The 13,914-nt window shown below is 63.5% G+C and carries 12 protein-coding genes; 7 read left to right on the top strand and 5 right to left on the bottom strand.

Annotation, left to right across the window (positions count from 1 at the left end; translation table 11 throughout):
* Window positions 1-48: 48 nt before the first annotated feature.
* The 3 genes from ACSSVG_RS02005 to ACSSVG_RS01995 all read right to left on the bottom strand — a co-directional run bounded on the left by ACSSVG_RS02005 (window position 49) and on the right by ACSSVG_RS01995 (window position 4,008).
* On the bottom strand, window positions 49-921 hold the full coding sequence (locus tag ACSSVG_RS02005) for an NAD-dependent epimerase/dehydratase family protein (RefSeq protein WP_231342183.1): 873 nt from the start codon (window positions 919-921) through the stop codon (window positions 49-51).
* Between the two features lie 338 nt (window positions 922-1,259).
* Window positions 1,260-3,296: an HNH endonuclease signature motif containing protein gene (locus ACSSVG_RS02000; RefSeq protein ID WP_492417015.1), complete on the bottom strand. Its 2,037-nt coding sequence runs from the start codon at window positions 3,294-3,296 to the stop codon at window positions 1,260-1,262.
* A gap of 79 nt (window positions 3,297-3,375) precedes the next feature.
* The gene (locus ACSSVG_RS01995) at window positions 3,376-4,008 is read right to left on the bottom strand and encodes an SACE_7040 family transcriptional regulator (RefSeq protein WP_253467539.1); all 633 of its coding nucleotides are present in this window, start codon (window positions 4,006-4,008) and stop codon (window positions 3,376-3,378) included.
* 144 nt (window positions 4,009-4,152) lie between these two features.
* Here ACSSVG_RS01995 and ACSSVG_RS01990 point away from each other — a divergent pair, with 144 nt between their 5' ends.
* The 7 genes from ACSSVG_RS01990 to ACSSVG_RS01960 are packed head-to-tail and all read left to right on the top strand — an operon-like array spanning window position 4,153 to window position 12,031.
* Entirely contained in the window at window positions 4,153-5,763 is a 1,611-nt protein-coding gene (locus tag ACSSVG_RS01990) for a carboxyl transferase domain-containing protein (RefSeq protein ID WP_492417013.1), read from the top strand.
* 2 nt (window positions 5,764-5,765) lie between these two features.
* Window positions 5,766-7,931, top strand: coding sequence for an acetyl/propionyl/methylcrotonyl-CoA carboxylase subunit alpha (locus ACSSVG_RS01985; protein WP_231341576.1), 2,166 nt, complete (start codon window positions 5,766-5,768; stop codon window positions 7,929-7,931).
* On the top strand, window positions 7,928-9,109 hold the full coding sequence (locus ACSSVG_RS01980) for an acyl-CoA dehydrogenase family protein (RefSeq protein WP_492417010.1): 1,182 nt from the start codon (window positions 7,928-7,930) through the stop codon (window positions 9,107-9,109). The genes ACSSVG_RS01985 and ACSSVG_RS01980 overlap by 4 nt, the downstream gene beginning before the upstream one ends.
* Before the next feature lie 20 nt (window positions 9,110-9,129).
* Window positions 9,130-9,912 (top strand): CoA transferase subunit A, encoded by a 783-nt coding sequence (locus tag ACSSVG_RS01975; RefSeq protein ID WP_231341574.1) that lies wholly within the window; start codon window positions 9,130-9,132, stop codon window positions 9,910-9,912.
* A gap of 2 nt (window positions 9,913-9,914) precedes the next feature.
* Window positions 9,915-10,667: a CoA transferase subunit B gene (locus tag ACSSVG_RS01970; protein WP_253467551.1), complete on the top strand. Its 753-nt coding sequence runs from the start codon at window positions 9,915-9,917 to the stop codon at window positions 10,665-10,667.
* Complete coding sequence (locus ACSSVG_RS01965; protein WP_231341572.1) at window positions 10,664-11,149, top strand: MaoC family dehydratase; 486 nt, start codon at window positions 10,664-10,666, stop codon at window positions 11,147-11,149. The genes ACSSVG_RS01970 and ACSSVG_RS01965 overlap by 4 nt, the downstream gene beginning before the upstream one ends.
* A gap of 39 nt (window positions 11,150-11,188) precedes the next feature.
* Entirely contained in the window at window positions 11,189-12,031 is an 843-nt protein-coding gene (locus ACSSVG_RS01960; protein ID WP_231341571.1) for an HpcH/HpaI aldolase/citrate lyase family protein, read from the top strand.
* Between the two features lie 61 nt (window positions 12,032-12,092).
* Here the strand turns inward: ACSSVG_RS01960 and ACSSVG_RS01955 are convergent, their stop codons facing one another.
* Together ACSSVG_RS01955 and ACSSVG_RS01950 are read right to left on the bottom strand one after the other, a co-directional pair.
* Window positions 12,093-13,205: a Gfo/Idh/MocA family protein gene (locus ACSSVG_RS01955; protein WP_492417008.1), complete on the bottom strand. Its 1,113-nt coding sequence runs from the start codon at window positions 13,203-13,205 to the stop codon at window positions 12,093-12,095.
* Window positions 13,190-13,891 (bottom strand): ThuA domain-containing protein, encoded by a 702-nt coding sequence (locus tag ACSSVG_RS01950; RefSeq protein ID WP_492417007.1) that lies wholly within the window; start codon window positions 13,889-13,891, stop codon window positions 13,190-13,192. The genes ACSSVG_RS01955 and ACSSVG_RS01950 overlap by 16 nt, the downstream gene beginning before the upstream one ends.
* Window positions 13,892-13,914: the final 23 nt, after the last annotated feature.

Genomic DNA, 13,914 nt, shown 5'->3' with positions numbered 1-13,914 from the left:
AGGAAACTGCGGTTAAGGGGTGGGTCGTCGCGCGTCAGGGGACAGGGGTCAATCTTCGGTTGGCGTGGTGCGGTTGGAGTGGACGTTGCGCCAGCTGTGCTCCGGTTCGAAGCCCAACATCCTTCGCGCCTTGTCGATGGACAGCATCGTTTCGTGCTGCCCCAGTTCCTTGAGGACCTCGACGCCGGGGAAGACTTCCGCGGCCAGTTCGGCGCTGCTTCGGCCCATCACAGTATCGGCCGCCGCGATGATGAAGGTCTCGAAGCCCGGTTCCCCGTGCTCAAGGGCGCGGACTACGGCGAGGGCACCGTCCCGGGCATCGATATAGCCCCACAGGTTCCACTTGCGCAGAGTTGCATCGGAGTCGAAGGACGGGAAGGCGTCGTAGTCTTCCGGGTCCATGACGTTGGAGAAGCGCAGCGCCGTGATGCTCAGCTCCGGGTCCCATCGGGTGAGCTGGATCGCCATCTGCTCTTCGAGGTGCTTGACCAGGGAGTAGGTGCTTTCCGGTCGGGCCGCGTACTCCTCGTCCACGGGAATGTAGGGAGGGACGACGTCGAAGGGGAGGCCCAGTACGGTCTCGCTGGAGGCATAGACCACCTTTTTGATGCCCGCCCGCCGTGCCGCTTGGAAGACGTTGTAGGTGGAGACCATGTTGTTCTCGAAAATCGCGGCGTCGGGGGCCAGCCCCGGGGCCGGGATGGCAGCTAGGTGAACTATTGCGTCCAGGCCGTCATGTTGGTCATCCAGGCCCATGATGACGTCCAGGACCTGCCCGTAGTTGCGGAGATCCACGTTGACGTAGCCCTTGCCACGGGTGCCGGCACGGTCAATGTTGAGCACTTTGTGGCCATCCTGCGTGAGTCGCCGGACCACGCTCCTGCCCAGTTTTCCGCTTCCGCCGGTGACGGCAATCCTCATGGTGTGCTCCTTGATTGTGGCTGGGCGTAGACCTTGTCGCCCTGTCGATTCAGCTGCTGAGCAGGGTCAGCAAGGTTTGAGTTTCAGCCTAGGCGGCTCCGCGGCAGAAAACAGCCTCACAGGCTGGCCCTGAGAGTCCTAGGAAGACACGAACGCCCCAAGGGCATACACGCATACGACCCAACGGGTTGCCTCCCGCTCGGCAGTTTGCCGGGCAGCTTCTTTTGCCCTGGCACAACTTGGACCTACGCAGCACAACCGGACGCACCCAGCATCAGGCCTGGACCAACACACCGTTTGTTGAGTCAGTCCTCATTGCTCACCTCTGTCGGGCGGGTTCATGTTCTGTGGGGTGTGTGGTGGTGGTTGCGTCGGGGTGTTTGTTGGGGGTCGATGTGGGGTGGGGGGATGAACCAGGGGACCCCGGTTGTCATGTCGATCCTCCATTGTTCTTTGTGGATGAGGTGGTGGTGGTGGCTGCAGAGCAGGGTGCCGTTTTCTGTTCCGGTGGTGCCGCCGTGGGTCCAGTACGTGGTGTGGTGGGCTTCGCACCAGGGTGCGGGCATGGTGCAGTCGGGGAAGGCGCAGCCTTGGTCGCGTGCGGTGATGGCTTTGCGGATGTGGGGTGGGAAGATCCGGGTGGTCCGGCCGATGTCCAGGACGCGGGAGTCGCTGCCGAGCAGGACGGGCATGATGTCGGCGTCGCAGGCTATTTTGCGGATGGTGTTCGGGTGGATCGGGCCGGTGAACGTGGCGGTGCCTGTGTTCAAGCGATCGGTGCCCGTGCCTGTGCCTGTCCCTATGAACGTGGCGGTGCCTGTGGCTGTGCCGGTTTGTGTCCTGGTGCCGGGCTGGTGGTGGCCGGTGCCGGTGAGTTGTTCGAGGAGGTCGCGGTGGTCGATGGTGACGGTGAGTTGGGGGCGGAGTCCGCCGTTGGAGGGTAGTTTCCCGGTGGTCATGGCGAGGGCGCAGGCGCCGGTGAGGCCGTCGAGGAGTTTCTGTGCCCGGGAGCGGCGGTCCAGGTCCGGGCCGGTGCCTGTGCCGTTGTCTGGGCTGTGCCCGGTATCGGTGTTGTCCGTGGTGCCAGGTCCGGTGCCGGTGCTGTTGCTGCTGGTGCTGGTGCTGTTGGTGAGTCGCGGGTTGGTGGCGGCGTTCATGGTGGTGGTGAGGGTTTCGATTTGTTCGTCGGTGGCGAAGATTTCGAGGTGGTGGAGTCCGTGGCGGCGTCGGCGGCGGAGGAACGCGCCTTGGAGTTGGTGGAGGATTTCTTCGGAAGGTTCGGGGCCGTCGTGGTCGATCCTGTCGGCCCAGCGTTTGGTCATTGTGGTGACGAAGTCCGGGTCGGTTTCGGTGGCGGTGGTGGTCAGGGCATGTTCCATCCGGGTGATGGTGTCTTCGTCGGTGAGGTGCCGGACCTTGTCCAGGGCGGTGCTGATGATCGACGCGGACCGGGACGGCACCAAAGCCGATCCGAGGGCTGTGGCGAGGATTTCGCGGCGGGCCGGGATTTCCTGCCCGGTCATGCCTTTCCGGGGGAGGACCTCGGCGGCGAGGGCAAGCCTGCGACGGGCCTCGCCGATGCCGATCCGCAACCGGGCCCGCAGGAACTCGGCTGCGTTCCGGTACCCGTCATCCAAGACACTGGCCTTGGACCTGGCCCCATCCACGGACAGTGCGTTGGTGGAACGTGCTTCACCAGCGGAAACTGGTGCCTCCGGAACCGTTGCGCCCGTGCCACTCGTTGGCTCTTCGGGTGCTTCCGTCCAGCCGGTCCGCCATTCCGGCGCTGCTGCCGAGGACCCCGGCCGGGAGTTTTGTGCCTCAAGCCGGGTCCGTTCCACCGCGTGGGCTGCGACGATCTGTAAGTACTCCACTGATCGGGAAATCTCCTCGACCTTGCCGGCAAAATCAGCAGCCTCAACAAACCCCAACAGGAAAGCCTCATCCGAGGCGGACAAGCGTGCGGAGTCCAGAAGTGCAGCGCTGTCGATAAGAAGCTCTGTCAGGTCCCGCCCGGCAGACGCCTTGGGACCAGGACGCTGAGTGTCGAAACGTTGGACTGGCTGAGCCGACGTGGAAACAAGGCTGGTCCGGGGATTCCGCTGAGCCTTAGGGATCGATCCTGTATTTTGGGCCGAAACGTCGGCCGGGGCGGGGCCCGTTAGCGATGAAGCCCGGGCGGACTTGGTTCTGCCGTTGAGCAGCCCCGCGGCGTGGAACCCACCGACCCAGGTGACGGTCGCCGTCGAATCCTTGAACCCGGCCTTATGCAATTCCGGCCTGCTCAAGAAGCGTCGTGACCGGGCAGCGGTCAGGGCGGCCACAGCAGGGGACGATTCCGCCCTGAGTGCCGAAAACTGCCCTTGATCTTCCATAAAAACATGATGTCAGGGGGGTCCGACAATATGAGGCCGTAGATGGAAGGCGGCTCAAACCTCCCGGAAGATAGACCGTTCAGGCTGAAGTCAGAGCCGCCAAGGCCATCTGTTCCAGGATAGGCCTGGCAGACTTCACCGCGATCTTCCTGCCGTGGTGGCGCACCGAGTGGGGTGTGGAATTGATCAACCCAAAGGCCGCGTGCGCACGGACCCTGAGCCCGGGGACATCTGCGTCCGTGTGGATGCGGGCCAGGACGTCAACCCACGTTTCGACGTACTTGCGCTGAAGGGATCGCACTTCTGCCTGGTCGGCGTCGCTGAGACTTCCGAAGTCCCGGTCCTGGACGCGGATGACGTCCGGATTGCTGAGCGCGAAATCAACCTGGAATTGGATGAGCCCCTTGAGCGCAGAGCGGGGATCGCCCGATGCGGAAACCACCCGCAATCCGCCCTCCATAAGGTCGCGGCTGACGCTGAGCAGAAGCTCCCCAAGGACTGCTTGCTTGCCGGGGAAATGCCGGTAGACAGCGGGGCCGCTGACGCCCGCTGCGGCACCTAAATCCTCAAGGGAGACTCTGTTGAAGCCATTCTGTGCAAAGAGCCCCGCGGCCGCGGACAACAGAGCCAGCCGTCGGAGCTCCTTAGCCTGGCCACGTTGGGTGGCGGCGCCACGGGTTCCCTCAGTGCTTGTTTCCCGGCCTCCGGTCACGTTCTCCTCCTTGGCGCCAGTCCCGGCACGCCTGACCGATAAGGCCCTGCTGTGCTGGACATCACAGTTAATAAAGACTAACCTAAATTTCAGTTACGCGGCACTAACCGAAGTGGCCTGTGGCCGGGAATGGAACAGGGGTCGATGGAGACAATCGCCAGCCTTGCGGGAGCCGCCAGCGGCACCTATGAAGCCAACCAGGAGGCGCAACTGGCTTTGGTGGCAGAACTGAAGGATCGCTTGGCGACGGCGGCCCTCGGCGGCCCGGCCAAGTCACGGGAACGGCACATCGCCCGCGGAAAGCTTTTGCCGAGGGAACGCATCGACTACTTGCTGGATGACGGCAGTCCGTTCCTTGAGATTGCGCCCTTGGCTGCCAACGGCATGTACAACGACGATTCCCCAGGGGCCGGGGTCATTGCAGGCATTGGCCTGGTCCATGGCCGGCACGTCCTGGTGATCTCCAATGACGCAACGGTCAAGGGCGGCACCTACTATCCGATGACCGTCAAGAAGCATCTCCGGGCTCAGGAAATCGCCTTGGAGAACAAGCTTCCCTGCATTTACTTGGTGGATTCCGGCGGAGCCTTCCTGCCCAAACAGGACGAGGTTTTCCCGGATAAAGAACACTTCGGGCGGATCTTCTACAACCAAGCCAGGATGTCCGCAGCCAAGATCCCGCAGATCGCTTCCGTGATGGGCTCGTGCACTGCTGGCGGTGCCTATGTGCCGGCCATGAGCGACGAGACAGTCATCGTGCGGAACCAGGGCACCATCTTCCTGGGTGGTCCGCCCTTGGTGAAAGCTGCAATCGGCGAGATTGTCACTGCCGAGGAGCTGGGCGGCGGCGACGTCCACTCCCGGATTTCCGGGGTCACGGACCACCTGGCCGAGAACGATCAGCACGCCCTCGAGATCGTACGGGACATCGTGGCGACGTTGCCGAAGCCGGCGCAGCCGGCCTGGGACGTGCTCGACGTCGTCCTGCCGCCCGTCGTCGACCCTTCAGAGATCTACGGTGTGGTTCCCACGGACGTCAACGCCCAGTATGACGTCCGCGAAGTCATTGCCAGGCTGGTGGATGGTTCCGAATTCCATGAGTTCAAGAAGAACTACGGCACCACCTTGGTCACTGGATTCGCGCACCTCCACGGGCATCCAGTGGGCATCGTGGCCAACAACGGTGTTCTCTTCAGCGAGTCCTCCCTCAAGGGCGCGCACTTCATCGAGCTCTGCGACCAGCGCGGAATTCCCTTGATCTTCCTGCAGAATCTCTCCGGTTTCATGGTGGGCAAGGACTACGAGCAAGGTGGCATCGCCAAGAACGGCGCCAAGATGGTCACCGCGGTAGCCACGGCCAGGGTGCCCAAACTGACGGTGGTCATCGGTGGGTCCTTCGGCGCCGGCAACTATTCCATGTGTGGCCGGGCCTACTCACCGCGGTTCCTGTGGATGTGGCCCGCAGCCCGCATCTCCGTCATGGGCGGAAACCAGGCCTCCAGTGTCCTCGCCACGGTCAAGAGGGACCAATACGAGGCAGCCGGACAGGAATGGTCCGCCGAGGACGAGGAAGCTTTCAAAGCTCCTATCAAGCAGCAATACGAGGATCAGGGAAGTCCCTATTACTCCACAGCCCGGCTGTGGGACGACGGCATTATCGATCCCGCCGACACTCGGCGAGTCCTGGGGATGGCCCTGGACGTCGTCTCCCGCCAACAACTGCCCGAGACCTCCTTCGGTCTCTTCAGGATGTGACCATGAGCCTGCCAACAACAGCCACAGCCCCACCCAGCCCGGCATCCACAGCCCACCCCCTCGGTTCCGTGCTCGTTGCCAACCGCGGTGAGATCGCCTGCCGGGTCATCAGGACCTTGAAGGAGCTGGGCATCCGCTCCGTCGCCGTGTACTCGGACGCGGACAAGGATGCCAAGCACGTGGCCCTCGCTGACACAGCTGTCGCCATTGGTGGCACGGCACCCTCCGAGAGCTACTTGAAGATCGACGCCATCATCGACGCATGCCGTCGAAGCGGAGCGGAGGCGGTTCACCCGGGGTATGGCTTCCTGTCCGAAAATCTGGAGTTCGCCAAGGCGCTGGACGCCGCAGGGATCACCTTCATCGGGCCGGGAGTCGGCGCCCTCGAAGTAATGGGGGACAAGATCCGCTCCAAGAACCATGTGTCGGCCTACAACGTTCCCTGCGTGCCTGGGATCGCCAAGCCAGGACTCACGGACCAGGAGCTGCTGGACGCTGCATCGGGCATCGGTTTCCCCTTGCTGATCAAACCGTCGGCAGGTGGTGGAGGCAAGGGCATGCATGTGGTGGAACGTATCGAGGACATGGCTGCCACCCTGCTCACGGCAAGGCGTGTGGCATCATCCGCTTTTGGGGATGACACCCTCTTCCTGGAGCGGCTCATCCGGGCGCCCCGCCACATCGAGGTCCAGGTCCTGGCGGACAACCACGGCAACGTCATCCACTTGGGCGAGCGCGAGTGTTCCTTGCAACGGCGTCATCAGAAAGTTATCGAAGAGGCCCCCTCGGCCTTGTTCGAATCGATGAAGGACGGGGCTGCACAGCGGGCGCGGATCGGCGAGGCCGCTTGTAACGCAGCACGTTCGGTCAACTACAGCGGCGCGGGGACCGTCGAATTCCTGGTTTCCGATGAACACCCTGACGAGTTCTTCTTCATGGAAATGAACACCCGGCTGCAGGTGGAGCATCCGGTCACGGAAATGGTCACCGGCATTGACCTCGTTGAATGGCAGGTGCGGATCGCCGCCGGCGAGGTCCTCACCGTAGCGCAGGCCGACGTCGTACTTAAAGGCCACGCCGTAGAGGCGCGCGTTTACGCCGAGGTGCCCGAACGGAATTTCATGCCGTCCATGGGCCGGATTGTTGGGCTTGCCGAGCATGGTGCCGCGGACCCCGCCGTGTCGGGTCAGCAAAAAGCCCACGCCAACGTGCGGATCGACTCCGCCATGCGGGACGGGCTGGAGATCACGGGCGACTACGATCCCATGCTCGCCAAGGTCATTTCGTGGGGGGTGGACAGGGCCGCGGCGCTGGACACCTTGGACGCTGCCCTTGGCCGGTACACCCTGCTGGGCGTGGACACCAACGTTGAGTACCTGCGCCTGCTGATCAACGACGCCGACGTCCGGGCAGGGCGCCTCGACACCGGGCTGATTGAGCGCAAACTGCCGACCATGGAGTTCAGGCATGCCGGCTTCCGCGAACTGATCGCCGCCGCTCTTACGCTGTGGCTTGAACGCACGGGCTCTGCGGTTGCGGGGGACGCGTGGAAGACTCCCGACGGCTGGCGCGTAGGTGGCCGCGGGGCGTGGACTACCACGCTGGGCGTTCCGGGTGGTGGACTCGCCACAGTGTCCATCACCGAGGAGGGCGGAACCGTGACAGCCACCGTCGACCACGGCTCTGGTGCCGGCACCGCTGCACGCGTCAAGGTACTGAACCGCAGTGCGGACACCGTTGTTGTGGAGTTCGACGACGGTCCCGTCACCTTCGCGGTGGGCGTGGCCGTCGACGCCGTCCACGTAGGCAACGATGGCTGGTCCTGCCGGCTTGAGGTCCTGAACCGGGCTGAACGCCTGCGGCGGGTGCTCGCCGGCATCCAGCGGGACGAAGGGGCCGCGGACCCGGAAGTGCGCTCGCCGATGCCCGGAACCGTGGTGTCCGTGTCCGTGGCCAACGGAGATTCCGTAGAGGAAGGCCAAGTGCTTTTGGCCGTGGAGGCGATGAAGATGGAGCACCAACTGGTGGCCTCGGTATCCGGAACTGTCCATCTGAGCAGCAAACCCGGGGACCTGGTCAAAGCAGACCAGGTACTCGCCACCATTCACGTACCCGTCGCCCCTGAAAGCGCGGCCGGAAAGAACACAGACAAGGAAGTCCAGCCATGAGCACCTTTGAAATGAACAGCACTTACGGGCTAACAGAGGAGTACCAGGACCTCAGCGACTCCGTCCGCGAGTTCGCCGACGAGGTGGTTGCGCCCGTCTCGGCCAAGCATGACGAAGAGCACAGCTTCCCGTACGAGGTAGTCAAGCAGATGGGGGAGATGGGCCTGTTTGGGTTGCCGTTCCCCGAGGAGTTCGGCGGCATGGGCGGAGACTACTTCGCGCTGGCCCTGGCGCTGGAACAGCTGGGGCGGGTGGACCAGTCCGTGGCTATCACCCTCGAAGCCGGCGTATCGCTGGGCGCGATGCCGGTGTACCGCTTCGGCACGGATGCGCAGAAGGAACAGTGGCTGCCGGAGTTGGCCTCCGGGCGTTCCTTGGCCGGCTTTGGTTTGACCGAACGCGAAGCCGGATCCGATGCCGGCGGCACCAAGACCAATGCCCATCTGGAGAACGGCGAATGGGTCATCAACGGGAACAAGGAGTTCATCACCAACTCCGGCACGGACATCACCACGCTGGTCACCGTCACTGCGGTCACGGGGCAGAAGGAAAACGCCGACGGCAGCACCAAGAAGGAAATCTCCACCATCCTGGTGCCCGCGGACACCCCCGGGTTCACCGCGGAAAAGCCGTACAACAAGGTGGGCTGGAACGCCTCCGACACCCACCCGCTCACCCTGGACAACGTTCGGGTTCCTGAAGCCAACCTGCTGGGGGAACGCGGCCGCGGGTACGCGAACTTCCTCTCCATCCTTGACGAGGGACGCATCGCGATCGCCGCCCTTGCCACCGGAGCGGCGCAGGGATGCGTGGACTTGTCCGTGAGGTATGCCAAGGAGCGCAGCGCCTTTGGGCAGAACATCGGCAAGTACCAGGCCATCCAGTTCAAGATCGCCCGCATGCAGGCCAGGGCCCACACAGCCCGTTTGGCGTACTACGACGCCGCCTCCAGGATGCTCGCCGGTAAGCCGTTCAAGACCGAAGCGGCCATCGCTAAGATGGTCGCAGGCGAGGCAGCCATGGACAACGCGCGGGACGCCACCCAGGTGTTCGGCGGCTATGGCTTCATCAACGAATTCACGGTGGCACGGCATTACCGCGACTCCAAGATCCTTGAAATCGGGGAAGGCACCACCGAGGTCCAGTTGATGCTCATCGCCCGCGAGCTGGGTCTGTAACCGCACGGGAAGGATCAAGGATGATTGACAAGGTTGTTGCCAGCGCCGCGGAAGCGGTGAAGGACATCCCGGACGGAGCTTCGCTCGCGGTGGGAGGGTTCGGTCTATGCGGCATCCCCGTCTCCCTGATCGATGCCCTCCATCAGCAAGGAACCAGCGCTCTGGAGACCGTCAGCAACAACTGTGGCGTGGACGATTGGGGCTTGGGGATCCTCCTTAAGGACGGACGCATCCGCCGGACCATCAGCTCCTACGTGGGCGAGAACAAAGAATTCGCGCGGCAATACCTTGCCGGGGAGCTGGAGGTTGTCCTGACCCCGCAGGGCACGCTGGCCGAGAAGCTGCGCGCCGGCGGCGCTGGAATCCCGGCCTTCTACACCAAAGCGGGTGTGGGAACCCAGGTGTCCGAGGGCGGTTTGCCGCAAAAGTACGACGCCGACGGGAACGTTGCGCTGGCGTCTGCGCCGAAGGAAGTGCGCACCTTCAACGATGCCGACTACGTCCTCGAAGAGTCCCTGACACCGGACTTCGGATTGGTCCACGCCTGGAAGGGTGACCGCCATGGGAACCTTGTTTTCCATGCGACGGCAATGAATTTCAACCCGCTCTGCGCCATGGCGGCCAAGACCACCATCGCCGAGGTGGAAGAGCTGGTGGAACCCGGTGAACTGGATCCGGAACACATCCACACGCCGGGTATCTTCGTACAAAGGGTGGTGGTGGCGCCGTCCAACGAGAAGCGGATCGAGAAGCGCACGGTGGCGTTATCCGGATCGGCAAGCAGCCAACAGGCAGGAGCCTAGCCATGGAATCGAACAGCCTCCAGGACTTGCCGCCCCGCCCCGAAGCCGTGCGGCACGAGTACCGTCGCGCCGACGTCGAACATCACGAAGCCAAAGGCTGGACCCGCAACGAACTGGCCGCGCGCGTGGCAAAAGAGCTCGCCAACGGACAGTATGTGAATCTCGGAATCGGGATGCCAACCCTGATTCCCAACTACATTCCGGACGGCGTGGAAGTCATTCTCCATTCAGAGAACGGCATCCTGGGAGTGGGGCCCTACCCGGCCGAGGACAAAGTGGATCCGGACCTCATCAACGCGGGGAAGGAAACGGTGACCACCAACGCGGGGGCGGCATTCTTCGATTCGGCGTCGTCCTTCGGCATGATCCGGGGTGGGCATGTTGATGTCGCTGTCCTGGGTGCCATGGAGGTTGCAGCCAACGGAGACCTCGCCAACTGGATGATTCCCGGAAAGATGGTCAAAGGCATGGGTGGTGCCATGGACCTGGTGTTCGGTGCCAAGAAGGTCATCGTCATGATGGAACATGTGGACCGCAGTGGCAGGCCGAAAATCGTCCAGGACTGCACGTTGCCCCTGACAGGCAAGGGATGCGTGGACCGGATCATCACCGACCTCGCAGTCATTGATGTCGTGAAGGACCAAGGAGATTCCCGTCTGGTCCTCCGCGAGCTGGCCCCCAATGTGACCCTTGAGGACGTGGTGGCCGCCACCGGTGCGGACTTGTTCGAGGAAGACCAGGAGCTCACCGTATGACCCGGGTGGTTGAGCAGCGTGGGCTGTACTTCGACGAACTTGAAGAGGGCGTGATTTACGCGCACAGGCCCGGACGCACGGTCACCGAGACGGACAACGTCCTCTTCACCACCATGACCATGAACACGCAGGCGCTGCACCTTGACGCCGCATGGAGTTCCGGACAACCGTTCGGGCAGCGGCTCATGAACTCCATGTTCACGCTGTCCACCATGGTGGGGCAGTCCGTGGCCCAGTTGACGCAGGGGACTATCATTGCGCAGCTGGGCCTGACTGATGTCACCTTTCCGCACCCGCTGTATCACGGGGATACCCTGTACACGGAAACGGTGATCACCGGCAAACGGTTGTCGTCGTCCCGCCCCGGACAGGGCGTGGTGACCATGCAGCACACCGGTCGCAACCAGGATGGATCAGTGGTGGCGTTGGCCACCCGGACCTGCCTGATGTGGACCAAGGAAGCGCACGCCGCGACGTCTTAGTTCTCCGTACCTGTCAGCACCCCACCAGCAAGGAACTTCATGCACTCTCCCTTCACCATGGGCCCGGCTCTCTTGTTCTGTCCTGCGGACCGGCCCGAGCGTTTCGGAAAGGCCTCTGACCGGTCCGATGCCGTGATCCTGGACCTGGAGGATGCTGTGGCTCCTGCGGACAAGCCGAGGGCCCGCGAAGCGATCCTTGAGCAGCCCGGTGCCGGAGCACTGGAGCCCAGCCGCACCATAGTCCGCGTGAATCCCGTGGGGACGGACGAGTTCGAGCTCGATCTGGAGGCCTTGGCGAAGACTCCCTACCGCACGGTGATGCTGGCCAAGGCGGAAAGCGCTGGGCAGCTCAAGGCTTTGGAGGGATACCAGGTCATTGCGCTCTGCGAAACGGCGGCCGGCATCGTCAACGCTGCTGCAATTGCCGCTGAACCCAACGTCGTAGGACTCATGTGGGGTGCCGAGGACCTGCTGGCTTCCCTGGGCGGGCTCTCCAGCCGGAACGACGACGGCGGCTACCGGGCTGTCGCACTTCACTCACGTTCCGCTGTCCTGCTCGCCGCGAAGGCAGCGGGCAAGGAAGCCATCGACTCCGTGTATGTGAACATCCCGGACCTTGAAGGCCTGGGCGTGGAGTCCCGGGATGCGGTGGCAAGCGGCTTCGGCGCGAAGGCCTGCATCCACCCGAACCAGGTTGCCGTGGTCCGTGAGGCCTACGCCCCTACTCCGGAAGCCGTTGCCGGGGCCACCGAGCTTCTGGACGCAGCGGCCGCCGCGGGCACGGGAGTTTTCCAGTTCAAGGGCAAAATGATCGACGGCCCCATCCTCAAACATGCCGAGGCGACCCTTCGCCGGGCCGGCCTTGCGCGAGACAGCAGTTAATGCCCATGTTTGTCGGGGAAAACATGTGCATTAACTGCCGTCCCGGCGCAGGTATGGAGCGCTAGGCGCGTACCGCCGTCGAGAAATCCGCCAATTCCGTCAGCTCAACAGTGGCAGGCCGTGCGGCCGTGCTCTTGATGGCTACTGATTGTCCGGTCTTGGCGGATTCCAGCACCGACTCCATGACTTCCAGTGCGTGGAATGCCAGCCGGCCGCCGGCCCGTGGCTCCTGTCCGGCCGGAGTCGCGGCGAGGTCTGCAATGCCGAAGCCCCGGCCGGAGTCCACATAGCCAGCGGAGACAGGGAGTGTCTCCCACTCCTGGGCGCCGAGGGCGAAGAGCTGCACGTCGCCCTCGAAGTGGTTGGGGTCCGGCACGATCAGCGACCCCGACTGACCGTGGATCTCGATGTTGGGGCTCTTCGTTTTCACGGCGTCGAAGCTCATGAACATCGTGGACAATGCGCCGGACTCGTGGACCAGGACACCGGTGACGTGCGAGTCGATATCCACCGGTACTTTTTGGCCTTCCCGCGGGCCGGACCCGATGGTGCGTTCGTTGCGGGTGTGGCTCGCCGCGCCCACCACCGAGACCACGGGCCCCAGCAGCGTGACCAGGGCCGAGACGTAGTACGGGCCCATGTCCAAGAGGGGTCCGCCGCCGGGCTGGTAGTAGAAGTCGGGGTTCGGGTGCCAGCGCTCGTGACCGGGAGTCGCCATGGTGGCCGTTGCGGAGACCGGTGCGCCGATCAGTCCGTCGTCGATTGCTTTCCGCGCCGTCTGGATACCTGTACCCAGCACCGTGTCAGGTGCGCAGCCAACCACCACACCTGCTGCGGCCGCAGCGTCGAGTACTTCGCGGGCCTCCCCGGTGGTGGCAGCCAGCGGCTTTTCACCGTAGACAGACTTACCTGCGGCGATTGCCTTCAGCGCAATGTCCGCGTGTGCCGCGGGGATGGTCAGGTTCAGGACGAGGTCCACATCGTCCGCGGCCAGGAGCTGGTCCACGGTCAGTGCCCGGACACCGTCGTACGAGTCGGCGACGGCTTGGGCGCGGGCGGGATCCAGGTCCGCGACTGCCACCAGGTTGATGGAATCCAGCCGGCGGAAGTTGGCCAGGTACTGGGCGATGATGGCGCCGCAGCCAATGACTCCTACATTTATCGGGATGCCCACAGCATGCCCCTTTCTATGATGGTGCGGACGTTGCTGTCCTGGAGGACTTCCACGCGGTGGCCCGGTGTGCTGACAAAGATCCTGCCCTTGCCCCACTGGCGGGTCCAGATGGCCGGGGACGTCACTTCGCGGTTCCAAGGGTCCCATTCGCGGACCTTCTGGGTGGTGGTGGCCAGGACGTCGATGTAGTCATCACTGAGGACCCAGTACTGCTCCGTGACGAGATCGAAATCGCCGATTCCCTGCGTGATGGGATGACCGGCGCCAGCAGGCAGGATGTTCACGGTGTACGGGACATAGTTGTCCGATTGTTCGCCGATCCGCTCGTCTGCGTGCTTACCGGGGTGGCAGGCAAACTGTCCACCGATCAGGTGCAGGTAGTCGGAGTTGTTGCGGTAGGAATCTGCGATGCCACCGTGCCAGCCCGCCAGGCCCGTGCCATTTTCGACGGCGGCGCGGAGCCCCTCGAATTCGTCCTTCTCAATGGTGGTCATGGTCATGCACTGAACGATCAGGTCCACGCCGGCCATGTAGTCGGGGTCGGCGTAAATCTTGGGGGATTCCTCCACCCGGACGTCGTAGCCGTTGTCCTTCAGGTAGGGAACAAACAGCTCGGTTGCTTCCACCGGCTGGTGTCCGTCCCAGCCGCCGCGGACCACCAGTGCTGTCTTGTTGTTGCTTGTCATGGTTTCCTTCGTTTCGGGGCGTA

The organism is Paenarthrobacter sp. E2MeOHC11 (assembly GCF_058744955.1).
This window is presented reverse-complemented; position numbering and strand designations above follow the sequence as displayed.

Bases quoted from the DNA above. Each gene is read 5' to 3' on its own strand.
- ACSSVG_RS01990 (WP_492417013.1), top strand. From the start codon at position 4,153: ATGGAGACAATCGCCAGCCTTGCGGGAGCCGCCAGCGGCACCTATGAA.
- ACSSVG_RS01985 (WP_231341576.1), top strand. From the start codon at position 5,766: ATGAGCCTGCCAACAACAGCCACAGCCCCACCCAGCCCGGCATCCACA.
- ACSSVG_RS01965 (WP_231341572.1), top strand. From the start codon at position 10,664: ATGACCCGGGTGGTTGAGCAGCGTGGGCTGTACTTCGACGAACTTGAA.
- ACSSVG_RS01960 (WP_231341571.1), top strand. From the start codon at position 11,189: ATGCACTCTCCCTTCACCATGGGCCCGGCTCTCTTGTTCTGTCCTGCG.
- ACSSVG_RS01970 (WP_253467551.1), top strand. From the start codon at position 9,915: ATGGAATCGAACAGCCTCCAGGACTTGCCGCCCCGCCCCGAAGCCGTG.
- ACSSVG_RS02005 (WP_231342183.1), bottom strand. From the start codon at position 921: ATGAGGATTGCCGTCACCGGCGGAAGCGGAAAACTGGGCAGGAGCGTG.
- ACSSVG_RS02000 (WP_492417015.1), bottom strand. From the start codon at position 3,296: ATGGAAGATCAAGGGCAGTTTTCGGCACTCAGGGCGGAATCGTCCCCT.
- ACSSVG_RS01950 (WP_492417007.1), bottom strand. From the start codon at position 13,891: ATGACAAGCAACAACAAGACAGCACTGGTGGTCCGCGGCGGCTGGGAC.
- ACSSVG_RS01980 (WP_492417010.1), top strand. From the start codon at position 7,928: ATGAGCACCTTTGAAATGAACAGCACTTACGGGCTAACAGAGGAGTAC.
- ACSSVG_RS01975 (WP_231341574.1), top strand. From the start codon at position 9,130: ATGATTGACAAGGTTGTTGCCAGCGCCGCGGAAGCGGTGAAGGACATC.